The sequence below is a fragment of the Microtetraspora fusca genome, from assembly GCF_001570365.1.
Lineage (GTDB): Bacteria > Actinomycetota > Actinomycetes > Streptosporangiales > Streptosporangiaceae > Microtetraspora > Microtetraspora fusca.
The window spans coordinates 1-15691 of record NZ_BBYK01000062.1 but is presented as its reverse complement, the minus strand read 5'-3'; the positions used below and the strand labels follow the sequence as shown (position 1 = coordinate 15691).

17 protein-coding genes are annotated in these 15691 nt (G+C 72.5%); 8 read left to right on the top strand and 9 right to left on the bottom strand.

The window, feature by feature from the left end; translation table 11 throughout:
• Positions 1-50 precede the first annotated feature (50 nt).
• The 6 genes from AWQ68_RS29105 to araA all read left to right on the top strand — a co-directional run bounded on the left by AWQ68_RS29105 (position 51) and on the right by araA (position 7450).
• A complete protein-coding gene (locus AWQ68_RS29105) occupies positions 51-1562 on the top strand; it encodes a sugar ABC transporter ATP-binding protein (RefSeq protein ID WP_066946204.1) in 1512 nt (503 codons plus the stop codon).
• Positions 1559-2605 carry an ABC transporter permease gene (locus AWQ68_RS29100; RefSeq protein ID WP_066946201.1) on the top strand — a complete coding sequence of 349 codons (1047 nt, stop codon included), beginning with the start codon at positions 1559-1561 and terminating at the stop codon, positions 2603-2605. The genes AWQ68_RS29105 and AWQ68_RS29100 overlap by 4 nt, the downstream gene beginning before the upstream one ends.
• Entirely contained in the window at positions 2602-3597 is a 996-nt protein-coding gene (yjfF, locus tag AWQ68_RS29095) for a galactofuranose ABC transporter, permease protein YjfF (RefSeq protein WP_066946198.1), read from the top strand. The genes AWQ68_RS29100 and yjfF overlap by 4 nt, the downstream gene beginning before the upstream one ends.
• A gap of 72 nt (positions 3598-3669) precedes the next feature.
• Positions 3670-5316: a ribulokinase gene (gene araB / locus AWQ68_RS29090; protein ID WP_066946195.1), complete on the top strand. Its 1647-nt coding sequence runs from the start codon at positions 3670-3672 to the stop codon at positions 5314-5316.
• The gene (locus tag AWQ68_RS29085; protein WP_066946192.1) at positions 5313-5972 is read left to right on the top strand and encodes an L-ribulose-5-phosphate 4-epimerase; all 660 of its coding nucleotides are present in this window, start codon (positions 5313-5315) and stop codon (positions 5970-5972) included. Before araB ends, AWQ68_RS29085 begins: the two co-directional genes overlap by 4 nt.
• Positions 5969-7450 (top strand): L-arabinose isomerase, encoded by a 1482-nt coding sequence (gene araA / locus AWQ68_RS29080; protein WP_066946189.1) that lies wholly within the window; start codon positions 5969-5971, stop codon positions 7448-7450. Before AWQ68_RS29085 ends, araA begins: the two co-directional genes overlap by 4 nt.
• A 27-nt stretch (positions 7451-7477) precedes the next feature.
• Here araA and AWQ68_RS29075 read toward each other — a convergent pair whose 3' ends face one another.
• The 8 genes from AWQ68_RS29075 to AWQ68_RS29045 form a co-directional block, all read right to left on the bottom strand.
• Positions 7478-8371: a hypothetical protein gene (locus AWQ68_RS29075; RefSeq protein WP_066946187.1), complete on the bottom strand. Its 894-nt coding sequence runs from the start codon at positions 8369-8371 to the stop codon at positions 7478-7480.
• 1 nt (position 8372) lies between these two features.
• The gene (locus AWQ68_RS29070; protein ID WP_245656185.1) at positions 8373-8726 is read right to left on the bottom strand and encodes a sodium:proton antiporter; all 354 of its coding nucleotides are present in this window, start codon (positions 8724-8726) and stop codon (positions 8373-8375) included.
• Between the two features lie 75 nt (positions 8727-8801).
• Positions 8802-9101 (bottom strand): monovalent cation/H(+) antiporter subunit G, encoded by a 300-nt coding sequence (locus AWQ68_RS29065; protein WP_066946184.1) that lies wholly within the window; start codon positions 9099-9101, stop codon positions 8802-8804.
• Complete coding sequence (locus tag AWQ68_RS29060; RefSeq protein WP_066946181.1) at positions 9098-9352, bottom strand: MrpF/PhaF family protein; 255 nt, start codon at positions 9350-9352, stop codon at positions 9098-9100. The genes AWQ68_RS29065 and AWQ68_RS29060 overlap by 4 nt, the downstream gene beginning before the upstream one ends.
• Positions 9349-9816 carry a hypothetical protein gene (locus AWQ68_RS29055; protein ID WP_066946178.1) on the bottom strand — a complete coding sequence of 156 codons (468 nt, stop codon included), beginning with the start codon at positions 9814-9816 and terminating at the stop codon, positions 9349-9351. Before AWQ68_RS29055 ends, AWQ68_RS29060 begins: the two co-directional genes overlap by 4 nt.
• Before the next feature lie 128 nt (positions 9817-9944).
• Entirely contained in the window at positions 9945-10121 is a 177-nt protein-coding gene (locus AWQ68_RS42855; protein ID WP_157545863.1) for a hypothetical protein, read from the bottom strand.
• A gap of 455 nt (positions 10122-10576) precedes the next feature.
• A complete protein-coding gene (locus AWQ68_RS29050; RefSeq protein WP_066946175.1) occupies positions 10577-11413 on the bottom strand; it encodes a class II fructose-bisphosphate aldolase in 837 nt (278 codons plus the stop codon).
• Positions 11386-12309: a 1-phosphofructokinase family hexose kinase gene (locus tag AWQ68_RS29045; RefSeq protein WP_066946172.1), complete on the bottom strand. Its 924-nt coding sequence runs from the start codon at positions 12307-12309 to the stop codon at positions 11386-11388. The genes AWQ68_RS29050 and AWQ68_RS29045 overlap by 28 nt, the downstream gene beginning before the upstream one ends.
• 125 nt (positions 12310-12434) lie before the next feature.
• On the opposite strand from AWQ68_RS29045, the gene AWQ68_RS29040 reads away from it, so the two are divergent.
• On the top strand, positions 12435-13220 hold the full coding sequence (locus AWQ68_RS29040) for a DeoR/GlpR family DNA-binding transcription regulator (RefSeq protein WP_066946169.1): 786 nt from the start codon (positions 12435-12437) through the stop codon (positions 13218-13220).
• Positions 13221-13341: 121 nt separating this feature from the next.
• On the opposite strand, the gene tnpA is transcribed toward AWQ68_RS29040, so the two are convergent.
• Positions 13342-13758, bottom strand: a complete 417-nt coding sequence (tnpA, locus tag AWQ68_RS29035) for an IS200/IS605 family transposase (RefSeq protein WP_066946166.1) — start codon at positions 13756-13758, stop codon at positions 13342-13344.
• A gap of 22 nt (positions 13759-13780) precedes the next feature.
• Here tnpA and AWQ68_RS29030 point away from each other — a divergent pair, with 22 nt between their 5' ends.
• A complete protein-coding gene (locus AWQ68_RS29030; protein ID WP_066946163.1) occupies positions 13781-14977 on the top strand; it encodes an RNA-guided endonuclease InsQ/TnpB family protein in 1197 nt (398 codons plus the stop codon).
• Positions 14978-15691 lie beyond the last annotated feature (714 nt).

Below are 15691 nucleotides of genomic sequence, written 5' to 3'. Positions count from 1 at the left end.
CGCCGCCGCGACTCCGGTGACGGGATGAAGGAAGAGGAGAGGGGCGCCGCATGACCGCACCCCGGCCGATCCTGCGGATGAGCGGGATCGGCAAAGAGTTCCCCGGCGTGAAGGCGCTGGACGGCGTCGACTTCCGGCTGCTGCCGGGCGAGGTCCACGCCCTGATGGGCGAGAACGGCGCCGGGAAGTCCACCCTGATCAAGGTGCTGACCGGCGTGCACGGCGTCGACGCGGGCGAGATCGAGCTGGACGGGCGGCCTGTGGCGTTCAGCGGGCCGCTGGCCGCCCAGCAGGCCGGGATCAGCACGGTGTACCAGGAAGTCAACCTCTGCCCCAACCTGTCGGTGGCGGAGAACGTGTTCATCGGCCGCGAGCCCCGGCGGCTGGGCCGCATCCGGTGGAAGGAGGTCCGCAGGCGGGCCGCCGAGCTGCTGGCCGGGCTCGACCTGGACATCGACGTGACGCTGCCGCTGTCGTCGTACTCGCTGGCCGTCCAGCAGATGGTGGCCATCGCACGGGCGGTGGCGGTCGAGGCGCGGGTGCTGATCCTCGACGAGCCCACGTCCAGCCTCGACACGGGCGAGGTCGCCCAGCTCTTCCGGGTCATGCGCCGGCTCAAGGAGCAGGGCATCGCGATCCTGTTCGTCTCCCACTTCCTCGACCAGATCTACGAGATCTCCGACCGGATGACGATCCTCAGGAACGGGCGGCTGGTCGGCGAGTACCCGACCGCCGAGCTGTCCCAGGTCGAGCTGGTGGCCAAGATGATCGGCCGCGAGCTGGCCGATCTGGAGGAGCTGGAGGGCAGGCCGCCCGCCCGCGGGGGCGAGCCGCTGGTGGAGGCCCGCGAGCTGGGCCGGGCCGGCGCGATCGAGCCGTTCACGCTCACCATCAGGGAGGGCGAGGTCGTCGGGCTGGCCGGGCTGCTCGGCTCGGGCCGGACGGAGCTCGCCCGGCTGCTGTTCGGCGCCGACCACGCCGGCACCGGCTCGGTGGCCGTCGCGGGGCGTCCCGCCGGGTTGCGCACGCCCCGGGCCGCGATGGGGCACGGGATCGCGTTCTGCTCGGAGAACCGGCGGGCCGAGGGCCTCGTCCCCGACCTCACCGTGCGGGAGAACCTGATCCTCGCCCTGCAGGCGGCGCGCGGCTGGACCCGGCCGCTGTCCCGTCGCAAGCAGGACGAGCTGGTGGCCCGGTACGTCTCCGCGCTGAACATCCGCCCGGCCGATCCCGAGCAGCTCGTCAAGAACCTCAGCGGCGGCAACCAGCAGAAGGTGCTGCTCGCCCGCTGGCTCATCCTGGAGCCCCGCCTGCTCATCCTCGACGAGCCGACCCGGGGCATCGACGTCGGGGCGAAGGCGGAGATCCAGCGCCTGGTCGCGGAGCTGTCCGACGGCGGCATGGCCGTGCTGTACATCTCCGCCGAGCTGGAGGAGGTGCTGCGGCTGAGCCACAAGGTCGGCGTGCTGCGCGACCGGCGGCTCGTCGCCGAGCTGGAGAACGACTCCGGCCTGACCACGGAGGTCCTGATGGAGACGATCGCGAGCGGAGCCCGGTCATGAACGCGGTCGTGAGGCATCGCCTGTTCTGGCCGGCGGTCACTCTGGCCGGGCTGCTGCTGCTCAACCTGGTCTTCACCGACCACTTCTTCTCCGTCCAGATGAAGGACGGGCACCTGTACGGGAGCCTGATCGACGTCGTCCGCTTCGGCGCGCCGCTGATCCTGGTGGCAGCCGGCATGACGCTGGTCATCGCCACCGGCGGCATCGACCTGTCGGTCGGCTCGGTCGTGGCGATCGCCGGCGCGCTCGCCTGCCTGCGGATCAGCGACCTGGACGACCAGGGCTCGACCGGCGGCGTGCTGGCGGCCATAGGCGTCGCGCTGGCGCTCTCGCTCGCCCTCGGCGCCTGGAACGGCTTCCTCGTCGCCGGGGCGGGCATCCAGCCGATCGTCGCCACGCTGATCCTCATGGTGGCCGGGCGCGGCCTGGCCCAGCTCGTCACGGACGGGCAGATCATCACGGTCAACAGCGCACCGTACAAGCTGATCGGCGGCGGCTACTGGCTGACCCTGCCGTTCGGGATCATCGTGGTGGCCGCGGTGCTCGCGCTGACCGCGTTCCTGACCCGGCGGCTGGCCCTCGGCCTGCTGATCGAGTCGGTCGGCGGCAACGCCGAGGCGAGCCGGCTGGCCGGCATCCGCTCCCGCGGCCTGATCGTGACGGTGTACGCCTTCTGCGCGCTGTGCGCGGGCATCGCCGGGCTGATGATCAGCTCCAACGTCTCCAGCGCGGACGGCAACAACGCCGGGCTCTGGATAGAGCTGGACGCCATCCTCGCCGTGGTCATCGGCGGCACGTCCCTGGCGGGCGGCCGGTTCTCGCTCGGCGGCACCGTCCTGGGCGCGCTGATCATCCAGACGCTGACCACCACGATCTACTCCATCGGCGTCCCCCCGGAGACGACGCTGCTGTTCAAGGCGCTCGTGGTGACGGTCGTGTGCCTGGTGCAGTCCCCGGCCTTCAGGAAGAAGGCGTTCCACCGCCGCGCGCGCACCGCGAGCCCGCGCCCGGCGGCCGACGAGAAGGTGAAGGTGACGGCATGAGCGCCGCCCTCCTGGCCGGCCGCCGCCGGCTCGCGCGGACGATCCCGAGGAAGTACGTGCCCGTCCTGGTCACCGCCGGGCTGTTCGCGGCGATGTTCGTCGCGGGCGGCGTGCGCTACCGCGGCTTCGCCGACGGCCAGGTGGTGCTGAACGTCTTCGTCGACAACGCCTTCCTGCTGGTGGTCGCGGTCGGCATGACCTTCGTGATCCTCACCGGCGGCATCGACCTGTCGGTGGGATCGGTGGTGGCGCTGTCCACGATGATCTCTGCGACGCTGCTCACCGGCCACGGCTGGCCCGCCCCGGCGGTGATCGCGCTGGTCCTGGCCGTCGGCGCGGCGCTCGGCCTGGCGATGGGCGCGATCATCCACTACTTCGAGATCCAGCCGTTCATCGTGACGCTCGCCGGGATGTTCCTGGCCCGCGGCCTGTGCTACACGATCGGCACCGAGTCGATCTCGATCACCGATCCGGCCTTCACCGCGCTCGCCCAGACGAAGATCCGCCTCGGCGGCGGCCTGTGGATCTCGCCGAGCGTGGTCGTCGCGCTGGTCGTGGTGGCCGTCGCGGCGTACGTGCTGCACTACACGCGCCTCGGCCGCGACGTCTACGCCGTCGGCGGCAGCGAGCAGTCCGCGCTGCTCATGGGCCTCCCGGTGGCTCGGACGAAGATCGCCGTCTACACGGTCAGCGGCTTCTGCTCCGCGCTCGGCGGCGTGCTGCTGTCCTTCTACATGCTCTCCGGGTACGGCCTGCACGCGGTCGGCATGGAGTTGGACGCGATCGCGGCGGTCGTCATCGGCGGCACGCTGCTGACCGGTGGCTCGGGCTACCTGCTCGGCACGGTGCTCGGTGTGCTGGTGCTCGGCCTGATCCAGACGATCATCAGCTTCGAGGGCACGCTGAGCTCCTGGTGGACCAAGATCTTCATCGGCCTGCTGCTGTTCGCCTTCATCCTGCTGCAGCGCCTGATCGGCGCGCGCCGCCGGTGACCCTCGGCGTCCGGCGGGGAACCTCCCCGCCGGACGCGGGCCGCCTCCCCCCATCTTCCCCATGGAGCCCATGTGAACGCTAACAGCGAGTGTTACGTCGTCGGCGTCGACTTCGGCACGCTGTCCGGCCGCGCCGTCGTCGTCCGGGTGAGCGACGGCGCCGAGCTGGGCGCCGCCGTCCACGAGTACGCCCACCGGGTGATCGAGGACGAGCTGCCCGGCGGCGTCCGGCTCGGCCCGGACTGGGCGCTCCAGTCGCCCCAAGACTGGATCGACGTGCTGCGCACGGCGGTCCCGGAGGCCCTCGCCGCCTCGGGCGTCCCCGCGTCGCGGGTGGTCGGCATCGGGACCGACTTCACCGCCTGCACGGTGCTGCCCGCCACCGCCGACGGCACCCCGCTGTGCGAGATCACCCCCGAGCGGCCGCACGCCTGGCCCAAGCTCTGGAAGCACCACGCCGCCCAGCCGCACGCCGACCGGATCAACGCCCTCGCCGCCGAGCGCGGCGAGCCCTGGCTGGCCAGGTACGGCGGCAAGATCTCCTCCGAGTGGGAGTTCGCCAAGGCCCTGCAGGTCCTGGAGGAGGACCCCGAGACGTACGCGGAGGCCGAGCGGTGGATCGAGGCGGCCGACTGGATCGTCTGGCAGCTCACCGGCGCGGAGACCCGCAACGTCTGCACCGCCGGGTACAAGGGGATCTTCCAAGACGGCGGTTACCCCTCCGAGGGCTTCCTGGCCGCGCTCAATCCCGCCTTCGCCGGGTTCACCGGCAAGCTCGGCCGGGAGCTCGCGCCGCTCGGCGGCCTGGCCGGTCGGCTGACCGCCCGGGCCGCCAGGTGGACCGGGCTGCCCGAGGGCGTCGCGGTGGCCGTGGGCAACGTGGATGCGCACGTCACCGCCGCCGCCGCCGACGCTGTACGGCCCGGCCAGATGGTCGCCATCATGGGCACCTCGACCTGCCACATCATGCCGTCGGACCGGCTCGCCGAGGTGCCCGGCATGTGCGGCGTGGTGCGCGACGGCATCGTGCCGGGTCTGTGGGGATACGAGGCCGGGCAGTCCGCCGTCGGGGACATCTTCGCCTGGTTCGTCGAGACCTCCGTGCCCGCCGCGTACGCGGAGCGGGCGGTGGCCCGGGGGCTGACGCTTCACGAGCACCTGACCGAGCTGGCCGCCGCGCAGCGGGTCGGCGCGCACGGCCTGGTCGCGCTCGACTGGCACGGGGGCAACCGCTCGGTGCTGGTGGACCACAACCTCTCCGGCGTCATCGCCGGGCAGACGCTGGCCACCCGGCCCGAGGACGTCTACCGGGCGCTCATCGAGGGCACCGCCTTCGGCGCCCGCACGATCGTTGAGGCGTTCGAGGCGGCGGGCGTGCCCGTGGAGGAGTTCGTCGTCGCGGGCGGGCTGCTGAGGAACCCCTTCCTCCTCCAGGTCTACGCCGACGTGCTGCGCCGCCCCCTGTCGGTGATCGGCTCCGAGCAGGGGCCGGCGCTCGGGTCGGCCATCCACGCCGCCGTCGCCGCCGGGGCGTACCCGAACGTTGTCGCCGCCGCGGCGGCCATGGGCAAGCGCGAGGCCGCCGCCTACGTGCCCGACGCGGAGCGGGCCGATGCCTACGACCGGCTGTACGCCGAGTACCGCCGGCTGCACGACCACTTCGCGGACGGCGGGCTGCTGCACCGGCTCCGCTCGATCAGGAACGAGGCCGGCGCATGATCGAGGAACTGAGGGAGACCGTCTGCGGGCTGCACGCCGAGCTGGTGCGCAACAACCTGGTCGCCTGGACGGCGGGCAACGTCTCCGGCCGCCTGCCCGGCGCGGACCTCTTCGTCATCAAGCCGAGCGGTGTCTCCTACGACGACCTGACGCCCGGGTCGATGGTCGTCTGCGACCTCGACGGCGCCCCGGTGGAGGGCGCGCTCGCGCCGTCCAGCGACACCGCCGCCCACGCGTACGTGTACCGGCACATGCCCCAGGTGAACGGCGTGGTCCACACCCACTCCACGTACGCGTCGGCCTGGGCGGCGCGCGGCGAGCCGATCCCGTGCGTGCTCACCGCGATGGCCGACGAGTTCGGCGGCGCGATCCCGGTCGGGCCGTTCGCCCTGATCGGCGGCGACGACATCGGCCGGGGCGTCGTCGAGACGCTCTCCGGCCACCGCTCGCGCGCGGTGCTCATGCGCAACCACGGCGTCTTCGCCGTGGGCGAGTCGCCGAAGGCCGCCGTCAAGGCGGCTGTGATGTGCGAGGACGTCGCCCGGACGGTCCACCTTTCCCGCCAGCTCGGCGAGCCGCTGCCGATCGCGCCCGCCGACGTCGACCGCCTTTACGACCGCTACCAGAACGTCTATGGACAAAGGAGTGACCGGTGAAACTGTGGTTCCTGACCGGCAGCCAGGGTTTGTACGGCGAGGACACGCTGCGGCAGGTGGCCGAGCAGTCCAGGGCCATCGCCGCGGCCCTGGGCGAGGCCTTGCCGCACGAGGTGGAGTGGAAGCCGGTGCTGACCGACGCGGCGGCCATCCGCAGAGTGTGCCTTAAGGCGAACGCCGACGACGGGTGCGCCGGCCTGATCGCGTGGATGCATACGTTCTCCCCGGCCAAGATGTGGATCGCCGGGCTGGACGCGCTGCGGAAGCCGCTGCTGCACCTGCACACGCAGGCTAACCGCGAGCTGCCGTGGAGTTCCATCGACATGGACTTCATGAACCTCAACCAGGCCGCGCACGGCGACCGGGAGTTCGGCTTCGTCCAGACCCGGCTGGGCGTGCCCCGCACGACCGTGGCAGGCCACTTCAGCGACCCCTCGGTGGTCGCGCGGATCGCCGCCTGGGCGCGGGCCGCCGCCGGGCGCGCCGAGGTCGCCACGCTGCGGCTCGCCCGGTTCGGCGACAACATGCGCGACGTCGCCGTGACCGAGGGCGACAAGGTGGAGGCCCAGCTCAGGTTCGGCGTCTCGGTCAACACCTATGGCGTGAACGACCTCGTCGAGGCGGTCGACGCCGCCTCCGACGCCGACGTCACCGCGCTCACCCGCGAGTACGAGGAGCTGTACCGGGTCGCCCCGGAGCTGCGCGCGGGCGGGGAGCGGCACGACTCGCTGCGCTACGCGGCCCGCGTCGAGCTGGGGCTGCGCCACTTCCTCGACGCCGGCGGGTTCCGGGCGTTCACCACCAACTTCGAGGACCTCGGCGGGCTGCGGCAGCTTCCCGGCCTCGCCGTCCAGCGCCTGATGGCCGACGGGTACGGCTTCGGCGGCGAGGGCGACTGGAAGACCTCGGTGCTACTGCGCACGCTCAAGGCGATGGCGGAGGGGCTGCCCGGCGGCACCTCGTTCATGGAGGACTACACCTACCACCTGACGCCGGGGGAGGAGCTGATCCTCGGCGCGCACATGCTGGAGGTCTGCCCGACGATCGCGGCGGGCACGCCGTCCTGCGAGATCCACCCGCTGAGCATCGGCGGCCGGGAGGACCCGGTGCGGCTGGTGTTCGACGCGGCGCCCGGCCCGGCCGTCGTGGTCGGTCTGGCCGACATGGGGGACCGGTTCCGGCTGGTCGCGAACGAGATCGACGTGGTGGCCCCGCCGGAGCCGCTGCCCCGGCTGCCGGTCGCGCGGGCGGTGTGGCGGCCGCGGCCCGACCTGCGCACCTCGGCGGAGTCATGGCTGACGGCGGGGGCCCCGCACCACACCGTCCTGTCCACGGCCGTCGGCGCCGAGGAGATCGCCGACTTCGCCGACATGCTCGGGGTGGAGCTGGTGATGATCGACGCCGAGACCACCGTGCGGGGGCTGTCCAGGGAGCTGCGCTGGAACCATGCCTACTATCGCCTCGCCCAGGGCTTCTGACCCGGACGAAAGGCGGTGTTCGGCGGCTCAGCCGGGGACGGCGGACAGCAGCCCCGCGAGGGCGGCGGCGCCGGCCAGCAGCCACGCGACGTAGTCGCCCAGATGGCCGGAGTGCAGCCGGTGCAGGAGGTCCACGATGGGGCGCAACCGCCGCGCCCGTTCGTGCACGCCGGAGGGGAGCCACAGCGCCGCCGGCGCGACCGCCCCCGCGAGGAGGGTGGACGCCACGCCGTACAGGACGCCGGAACCGGTCCAGTGCGCGGCGACCGGCGGCGGTGGACGCGGTGGCGCGCCGTACAGCACCTGGCCGAGGCAGCCGGCCCGGTCGGCGAATATCTGCCCGGCCCGGCCGGCCGCCGCGGCGAACCCGGGCACCAGGCCCACCGCCACCCCGGCAGCGGCGCCTCCGGCGACGAGCAGGGCGATGGCGGCCAGCATGGTCGGCGGCGTCCGGGTGAGCGCGGCCTCCGTCTCCGGCCGCTCCTCACCCGCGGTCTGCGTCTCCCGCTCCACCGGGCCGAGCCAGCGGCCGAGACCGAGGAAGATCCGCAGCCCGGCACGGAGGACGGCCCCGCCGGTGATCGCCGAGACGAGTACGAACACGACCGTCAGCCAGGAGAGGCCGGCCGCGCCCGCCGCGTCCTCCGAGAGCGCCTTGCCCAGCCCCGGGCCGAACGGCGGCAGCCCGGCCAGGGCGAGGGCCGCGAGCAGGAAGAGCCAGCAGGCCGCCCCGCGCCCGCCCCGCCCGGTCAGGACGAGCGCCCCGGTCAGCCAGGCCGTCACGGCGGCCGCCCCGGTCGCGACCAGGTCGATCAGGGGGCGCGGTGCCCGCCGCGCGGCGACCAGTGTCAGGCACGCCGCCAGGATCGGCACGGCGATCGCCAGCGGCGCCGCCGCGGTGTCCGGGATCCCGCCTGGCACCTCAACCCTTCAGCTTCCGCAGCTCGTCCGGGTCGACCGTGCCGAAGCGCTTCTCGATCTGGATCGTCAGCGCCAGCAGCAGCGCGGTCACCGTCGCCGACACGACGATGTCGGTCAGCGTCATCGCCTGCACCACCGGATCGACCACCCGCGTCGTGACCGGCGCGTCCGGGGCGAACACCGGGGCCGTCGCGTCCCACTCATACCCGACCGCCAGGAGAAGGACGTACGTCCCCGACTGCACGACCGAGAGCGCGACCACGAACCCGATGGCGTCCAGCAGCCGGCCTCCGGCCTGCTCAGGGCGTTCCCTCTCCCGCTCCACCGGGCGCAGCAGGGCCGCCGCGCCGACCACCGAGCCGAGCGGTCCACGCGACGGCCGTGCCCGCGACCGCCACCAGGGTCAGTGTCACCGCGACCAGCGCCTCGCTCACTCCGGGGCCTCCTCGGTCACCAGGCCCTGCCGCCGTGCCCGCGCGTGCGCGGTGGCGGCGGCGAGCACCGGCCCGGCGGCGGTGAGCACCAGCACGATGAGCAGGTCCATCGCGGCCGTTGCGCTCCAGCCCGCGTCCACCGCGAGGCCCGCGCCGACCAGCGGCGCGGCGAGCGAGGTGACCGGGGTGACGAAGTGCAGCCGGGTCAGCACGTCGCGGGGCAGCAGGGCGCCCACGGACGAGGCGAGGGCGACCAGCACCCCCAGGCCGACCAGGACCTCCGCGATGGGGCTCACGGCCGGTCCGCCAGCACTCGTGTGAACACGAGCGTGCCCGCGAACGACAGCACGGCCAGCACCAGCGGCGCGATCAGGTACGACGATCGGGCCGGGCCGTGCGAGAGAAGCATCAGCACCAGCGTGGCCACCACGCCGCCCAGCTCCAGGCCGATCAGCCGGTCGAGCGCGTCGCCACGTGCGGCCACGTAGAGGGCCGGCCCGAGCCCGCCGGCCGCCAGCGCGATGGTCGCGACGGCCCAGACGCTCATCGGATCACCGCCGACTCCAGGCGGCCGGGCCGCGACGTCACCGCGTGGACCAGCGCGGGCTCCCCGCCGGGAGGCCAGTCGACCACGATGGAGCCGGGCGGGGCGGAAGCCGCCGCCGTCCCGAGCGCCCGCCGCGCGGCCGCCCTCGCCGCGGGTTCACCGGGCGGCGGCGGACGCAGCCGCCGCAGCGATCCCGCCGATCCGCGATCGCGCAGCAGGCGCGGCGCCGTCACCGCGAGCAGACGGGCGGTGTCGGCCGGGATCGCCAGTGCGAGCGGGCCGAGCCAGGCCGCCCACCGCGCGGCGGGCCGCCAGGACTGGCCGAGCAGTCGCGGGATCGACGCCGCCACAAGCGCGCAGGCCGCTCCGGTCACCAGCTCGGCCGTTCCCGTCGACGACAGGGTGGTCGACCACACCGCCATGAGCGCCGCCCACCAGGCGACCGCCGTGCCCACCGGCCGCATTTCGACCTCCCGCGCTCAGGCCCCCACGAGCCGGTACAGATGTGTCGTCGGGAGATTCCCGCTGGTAAATCGGGCGAAACGGCGGCTGCGGCGGCTTGGGCCTGTCCTGGACGACCGCTGACCCCGGGCTATTCGGGTGTGGGTTCCTCCACGTCGTCAGAGGAGTCCGCGCCCGGCACGTACCAGCCCTTCCACGGGCCGTCCTCCGGATCGCCTTCGGCGTCCGGAGACTGGGCCAGCGGGGGGAGCCAGTCCAGGTCTCCGCCACGCGGGGGCCGCCCTCCGGGTTGCCAGATGTTCGTCATCGCCTCTCCCAGGTCAGTGCGAGCGGCCGCGCGGGCCACCGTTCGCAGCCCCGCTGCCCGGGCCCGCCCAGATCAAACACCCAGGTCAACCGCTCAGGCCGATCCGCTCAGGCCGATCCGCTCAAGCCGATCCGCTCAGGTCGATCCGCTCAGGTCGATCCGCTCAGGTCGATCCGCTCAGGTCGAACGCGATGAGAGGGAGCCGGTGGCATGGGCCCGAAGGTGGACCGGTCAGCCCTCGCTCGCCAGACCACTTCGACGCGCCGCCGGACCTCACGGACGTGCCTCGTCCTCGCCGCACGGGATGGTGGGACGGCCGCAGGCAGGAACCCCGGGCCGGAGCAGACGAGCGGGGCGGTCCCGGCCGGGACCGCCCGGTGAGCGGTGCGCGACCAGATCGAACGACCGGGCCCGGACGAGACGCGTGCTGGTCTAGACCATGGGCGCGACGGATGTCACGCGGGGGGCGCTGCGACCGTGCGGAGCAGGTGGGCGGCCGCCTCGGTCATGGCGTCCCTGGCGGACGCGAGGCGGGGCCTGGGGTCCGCGCCGGAGGGCTTCTCCGCGAACGACCTTTTGACCGCCTCGGTGAAGGCCACGTTGAGTGCCGTGCCGATGTTGATCTTCTTCATGCCGGCCGCGACGGCCTGGCGCAGCTCGTCGTCGGGCACGCCGGACGAGCCGTGCAGCACCAGCGGCACCGGCAGCGCCGCCCGCAGCGCCCCGATCAGGCCGTGGTCGAGCCGCGCGACGCGCGTCGTCATCGCGTGCGAGCTGCCGACCGCGACCGCGAGCGCGTCCACGCCGGTGGCGGACACGAACGCGGCCGCCTCGCCGGGGTCGGTGCGTACGCCGGGCGCGTGCGCGCCATCCTTCCCGCCGACCTCGCCTAGCTCGGCCTCCAGCCAGAGGCCGTTCTCGTGCGCCCACTCCGCGGCGGCCTTCGTCCTGGCCACGTTCACCTCGTACGGATCCTGGGACGCGTCGTACATGACCGAGCTGAACCCGGTCTCGGCGGCCTGGCGCAGCAGCACGTCGTCGGTCACATGGTCGAGGTGGAGGGCGACCGGCACCGCGGCGTCGGCTGCGAGCGCGCCCGCCGCGACGGCGAGCGGGCGCAGCCGACCGAGGCGGAACCGCACCGCGTTCTCGCTGACCTGCAGGATCACCGGGAGGCCCACCCGCTCGGCCGCCGCGACGACGGCCTCGGCGTGCTCAAGGGTGATGACGTTGAACGCGCACACTCCGCCGGGCGCGGCGGCGACTATCGAGGCGGTCGTGGCGAGGGGCATGCGATCTCCTGCAGGAAGGCGCGGTAGGCGGACGGGTCGATGTCCCCGGCGACCGGGGAGAGGACGGCGGCGGCCGACATCGCGGCCGCGTCGGCGAGGGCGCTCGGCCAGTCGAACGGCCCGGGGGAGTGCAGTGCCCGGGCCAGCGCGGCGGCCACCGCGTCCCCCGCTCCGGTGGGGTTGCCCGACAGGCGGCGCGGCGGCCGTACCGCCCAGCTCCCGTCGGGGGTGACGCCGAGCAGGCCGTCGGCCCCCTGGGAGACGACCACGGCGGCGGGTCCGGCGGCGAGCAGCCGCCGCGCCGCCTCCTCGACAGGGCCCGGCCCGGCCGCCCTGGCCAGTTCGGCGGCGTTCGGCTTGGCGATGTCGGGCCGGGCGGCCAGCCCGAGCCGGAGCGCCTCGTGGTCGGCGTCGAGCAGGACGCGCGCTCCCTCGGCCCGGGCGTCCTCGGTCAGCTCGGCGTAGGCGTCCGGGGCGAGGCCGGGTGGCAGGCTGCCCGACAGCACGACGACCCGCGCGTCCCGGCACAGCTCGCGGAACAGGCCGCGGAACCGCCGCCACTCCTCCGCCGTGACGGCGGGGCCCGGCTCGTTGAACACGGTGGCGTCGCCGGCCACGACCGTGACGGTCCGCCGGGAGGTGCCCTCGATCGCGCCGAAGCGGGCCGGGATCCCGGCCCGGGACAGGTCGTCCGCGATCTCCGCTCCGGCGCCGCCTCCGATCAGCCCGGTGACGAGAACGTCGGCGCCGAGCGAGGCCAGCACACGGGCGACGTTGACGCCCTTGCCGCCCGCACGCTGGTGGACGGCCCTGACCCGGTGGCTGGAGTTCGGCACCAGCCCGTCCACCTCGTACGTCACGTCGAGTGCGGCGTTGAGGGTGACGGTGAGGATCATGCGCGGCCCCGGGGTCCCGATGCGTATTTCTGAGCACAATATGTCATTAGCAATCAAATACGCGCAAGCTGGAGGTTGGATACGCTTCACCGGGCGAGAACGGGCGGAACCGGCGAGGAGGACCCATGTCGAGCCATGAGCGGTGGAACGCGCTGCTCGCGATCCTGGCTAGGGACGGCAAGGTCGAGGTGGACGCGGTGGCGGTCGAACTCGGCGTCTCGGCCGCCACCATCCGGCGCGACCTCGACCACCTGAGCCGCCAGCAGATGCTGACCCGAACCCGGGGCGGGGCCATCGCGGGCGCGATCTCCTACGACCTCCCGCTGCAGTACAAGGCGGCGCGGCACGCCCCCGAGAAGCACCGCATCGCCGCGGCGGCGTCCGCGTTGGTCCCGCCCGGAGCGATCGTGGGGCTGAACGGCGGCACCACGACCACCGAGGTCGCCCGCTCCCTTGCCAGCCGGGCCGACCTCGACCGGCAGGGCGGCGAGCCGAGCGTCACCGTTGTGACGAATGCGCTGAACATCGCCAACGAGCTGGTCGTCCGCCGGCACGTCAAGATCGTGGTGCTCGGCGGCGTCGCGCTGCCCGCGTCGTACGAGCTGATCGGGCCGCTCGCGGAGGGCGTCCTGCGGGAGGTCTCGCTCGACTTCGCGATCCTCGGCGTGAACGCGCTCGACCCCGAGGGCGGCGCCTTCGCCCACCACGAGGGCGAAGCCGGGATCAACCGGCTGATGGCCTCCCGCGCCGCGCGGGTGGTCGTCGTGGCGGACTCCTCCAAGCTGGGTGCCCGTGCCTTCGCCCGGATCTGCCCCTGCTCGGCCATCCACACGCTGGTCACCGACAAGGACGCGCCCGCCGACACCGTCCAGCGCTTCCGCGACGCCGGCGTCGAGGTCGTCCAGGCTTGAGGTCGCTACTGGGATTCGTCCGCAGTGCTCCGGTCTTCAGGCCGGGGGTGAAGCGGACTCTCCCGCGTAGCGGAACGGGAAAAGCCGATCCACCGCCAGGCGGATCGGCGTCCAGGTGGGCTCAGACGGGGCGGTTTTGCTGCTCGATGTACTGACGCAGGACGCTGATCGGTGCGCCGCCCACGCTCCCGGCGAAGTAGGAGCCCGACCACAGCTTGTTCGCCCGGTAGTAGTGGCGGGCCAAGTCGGCGAACTCCTGTCGCATCCGGCGGGAGGAGACGCCCTTGAGACTGTTGACGAGCCGGGACAGGGCGACCTTGGGCGGGAAGTTCACTAGCAGATGCACGTGGTTGGCCTCGCCATTGAACTCGGCCAGTTCGCACTCGAAGTCGGCGCACACGTCCCGCATGATCTGCTCCATGCGTTCCAGGTGTGCCGCGGTGAATACCCGATGCCGGAACTTGGTCACGAAAACCAAGTGGGCATGCAGGACGAAAACACAGTGCCTGCCAGTTCTGATATCTCCATACTCGGCCATAAACCAACGGTACGATCACAGTGTGCAGCTCAGGTACAACGTCCGCCTCTATCCGACGCCGGGCCAGCGTCAAGCACTGGCACGGGCGTTCGGGTGCGCGCGGGTGGTGTTCAACGACGGACTGTGCGCACGGCAGGAAGCCCGGGAACAAGGCGTGCCGTACATCGCCGACGGTGACCTGTCCAAGCGGGTCATCACGCAGGCGAAGAAGAGGCCGGAACGTGCCTGGCTGGGCGAGGTCTCGGCAGTGGTGTTGCAACAGGCACTGGTGGACCTGAATGCCGCCTACCGGAACTTCTTCACCTCGATCAGCGGGAAGCGGAAGGGGCCGAAGGTCGCCCCGCCCCGCTTCCGGTCCAAGAGGGACAACCGGCAGGCGATCCGCTTCACCAAGAACGCCCGTTTCTCCATCACGGCAGGCGGGAAACTTCGCCTGCCGAAGATCGGTGACGTTCCGGTCCGCTGGTCGCGGGACCTGCCCGCCGAACCGTCCAGTGTGACGGTGGTCAAAGACAGCGCGGGGCGGTATTTCGCCTCGTTCGTCGTCGAGACCAGTGATGTCCCGCTGCCGGAGTCGGCTGCCGAGGTGGGGATCGACCTGGGCCTGTCCCACTTCGCCGTCACCTCCGATGGCCGGAAGGTGGGCAACCCGCGTTTCCTTCGCCGTGCCGAACGACGCCTGCGCAAGGCACAGCGGAGTCTCAGCCGCAAAGCCAAGGGCTCGGCCAACCGGGCCAAGGCCAGGACCAAGGTCGCCAAGGCGCACGCCCGAGTGGCCGACACCCGCCGCGACTGGGCGCACAAGCTCTCCACCGCGTTGATCCGCGACAACCAAGCGGTGTACGTGGAGAACCTTGCCGTCTCCGGCCTCGGCCGTACCCGCCTTGCGAAGTCCGTGCATGACGCGGGCTGGTCGCAGTTCGTTGGAATGCTGGAGTACAAGGCGGCCCGGTACGGCCGCTGCTTCGCCAAGATCGACCGGTGGTTCCCCTCCTCCAAGCTCTGCTCTGATTGCGGGACCGTCGCCGAGTCGATGCCGCTGAACGTCCGGTCCTGGGAGTGCCCGTGCGGGGTGGTCCATGACCGGGACGTGAACGCGGCGAAGAACATCCTGGCCGCCGGACGGGCGGACAGGCTAAACGCCTGTGGAGCGCAGGTAAGACCGGGGCCTGTCCCGGCACAGCGTGATGAAGCAGGAAGCCTCAGAGGTGCCGCATGACGCGGCACGGGCTGAATCCCCGGCCTTCAGGCCGGGGAGCGCGTCAATGCTTGAGGCCGCTGCATTGACGAAACCGCTGCATTGACGAGGCCGCGCCGCCCGCACGTCTGAACCTGTCCCATCGGGCGACAGCTCTCCGACGCGCGTCTCGACCGTTCCGCCGTTCCGCATGTGGACCCCAGGGGCAGCCCTGGGCACGGGCAAGTTCGGCCATGCTGCCGGCCGGCCCGGGGGAGAGGCCAGCCCGCTGGCCCGCGCCCCGGCCCCGCCGGATCAGCGGTGACCGGAATCGCCGCGCCGCGTCACTGCCAGTTCGCGCACCGTCTGGGACAGCCTGGGGCTGACGCGGGCGGAGCCCTGGTCACCCTGACTTCCGGTGCATGCAGCCCTGGCATGAGCAAGTACGCGCATGCTGCCGGGCTGGGCCCGGGGGAGTGGCCCGATCATTGGTGACCGACGCGATCCGGTGCGGATCGTCGATCACCTCGCTGATCGCGCATGGCGAATCGCGGCCGGTGGATCGTGGATCGCGGTTCAGTGGTTGTTGGTCAGCGTCTGTCGGTCCAGCGTCGGGGACGGAGCTTGGAATACCGGTGGAACCGCATCGACACCGTCCCATCCCCCTGATCGATCACCTCCACCCGATCCGGGTGGCGGGACTTCCACTTGTTGTCCGCCGCGCACAACGGCGCAAGGTTGTCCAAATCGGTCCGA

What these genes read in the sequence shown, in the direction of transcription:
- yjfF (WP_066946198.1), top strand. Translation starts at nt 2,602, where the DNA reads ATGAGCGCCGCCCTCCTGGCCGGCCGCCGCCGGCTCGCGCGGACGATC.
- AWQ68_RS29045 (WP_066946172.1), bottom strand. Translation starts at nt 12,309, where the DNA reads ATGATCCTCACCGTCACCCTCAACGCCGCACTCGACGTGACGTACGAG.
- AWQ68_RS29055 (WP_066946178.1), bottom strand. Translation starts at nt 9,816, where the DNA reads ATGCGGCCGGTGGGCACGGCGGTCGCCTGGTGGGCGGCGCTCATGGCG.
- AWQ68_RS29050 (WP_066946175.1), bottom strand. Translation starts at nt 11,413, where the DNA reads ATGCCCCTCGCCACGACCGCCTCGATAGTCGCCGCCGCGCCCGGCGGA.
- AWQ68_RS29060 (WP_066946181.1), bottom strand. Translation starts at nt 9,352, where the DNA reads ATGAGCGTCTGGGCCGTCGCGACCATCGCGCTGGCGGCCGGCGGGCTC.
- AWQ68_RS29105 (WP_066946204.1), top strand. Translation starts at nt 51, where the DNA reads ATGACCGCACCCCGGCCGATCCTGCGGATGAGCGGGATCGGCAAAGAG.
- AWQ68_RS29100 (WP_066946201.1), top strand. Translation starts at nt 1,559, where the DNA reads ATGAACGCGGTCGTGAGGCATCGCCTGTTCTGGCCGGCGGTCACTCTG.
- AWQ68_RS29040 (WP_066946169.1), top strand. Translation starts at nt 12,435, where the DNA reads ATGTCGAGCCATGAGCGGTGGAACGCGCTGCTCGCGATCCTGGCTAGG.
- AWQ68_RS42855 (WP_157545863.1), bottom strand. Translation starts at nt 10,121, where the DNA reads ATGACGAACATCTGGCAACCCGGAGGGCGGCCCCCGCGTGGCGGAGAC.
- AWQ68_RS29085 (WP_066946192.1), top strand. Translation starts at nt 5,313, where the DNA reads ATGATCGAGGAACTGAGGGAGACCGTCTGCGGGCTGCACGCCGAGCTG.
- tnpA (WP_066946166.1), bottom strand. Translation starts at nt 13,758, where the DNA reads ATGGCCGAGTATGGAGATATCAGAACTGGCAGGCACTGTGTTTTCGTC.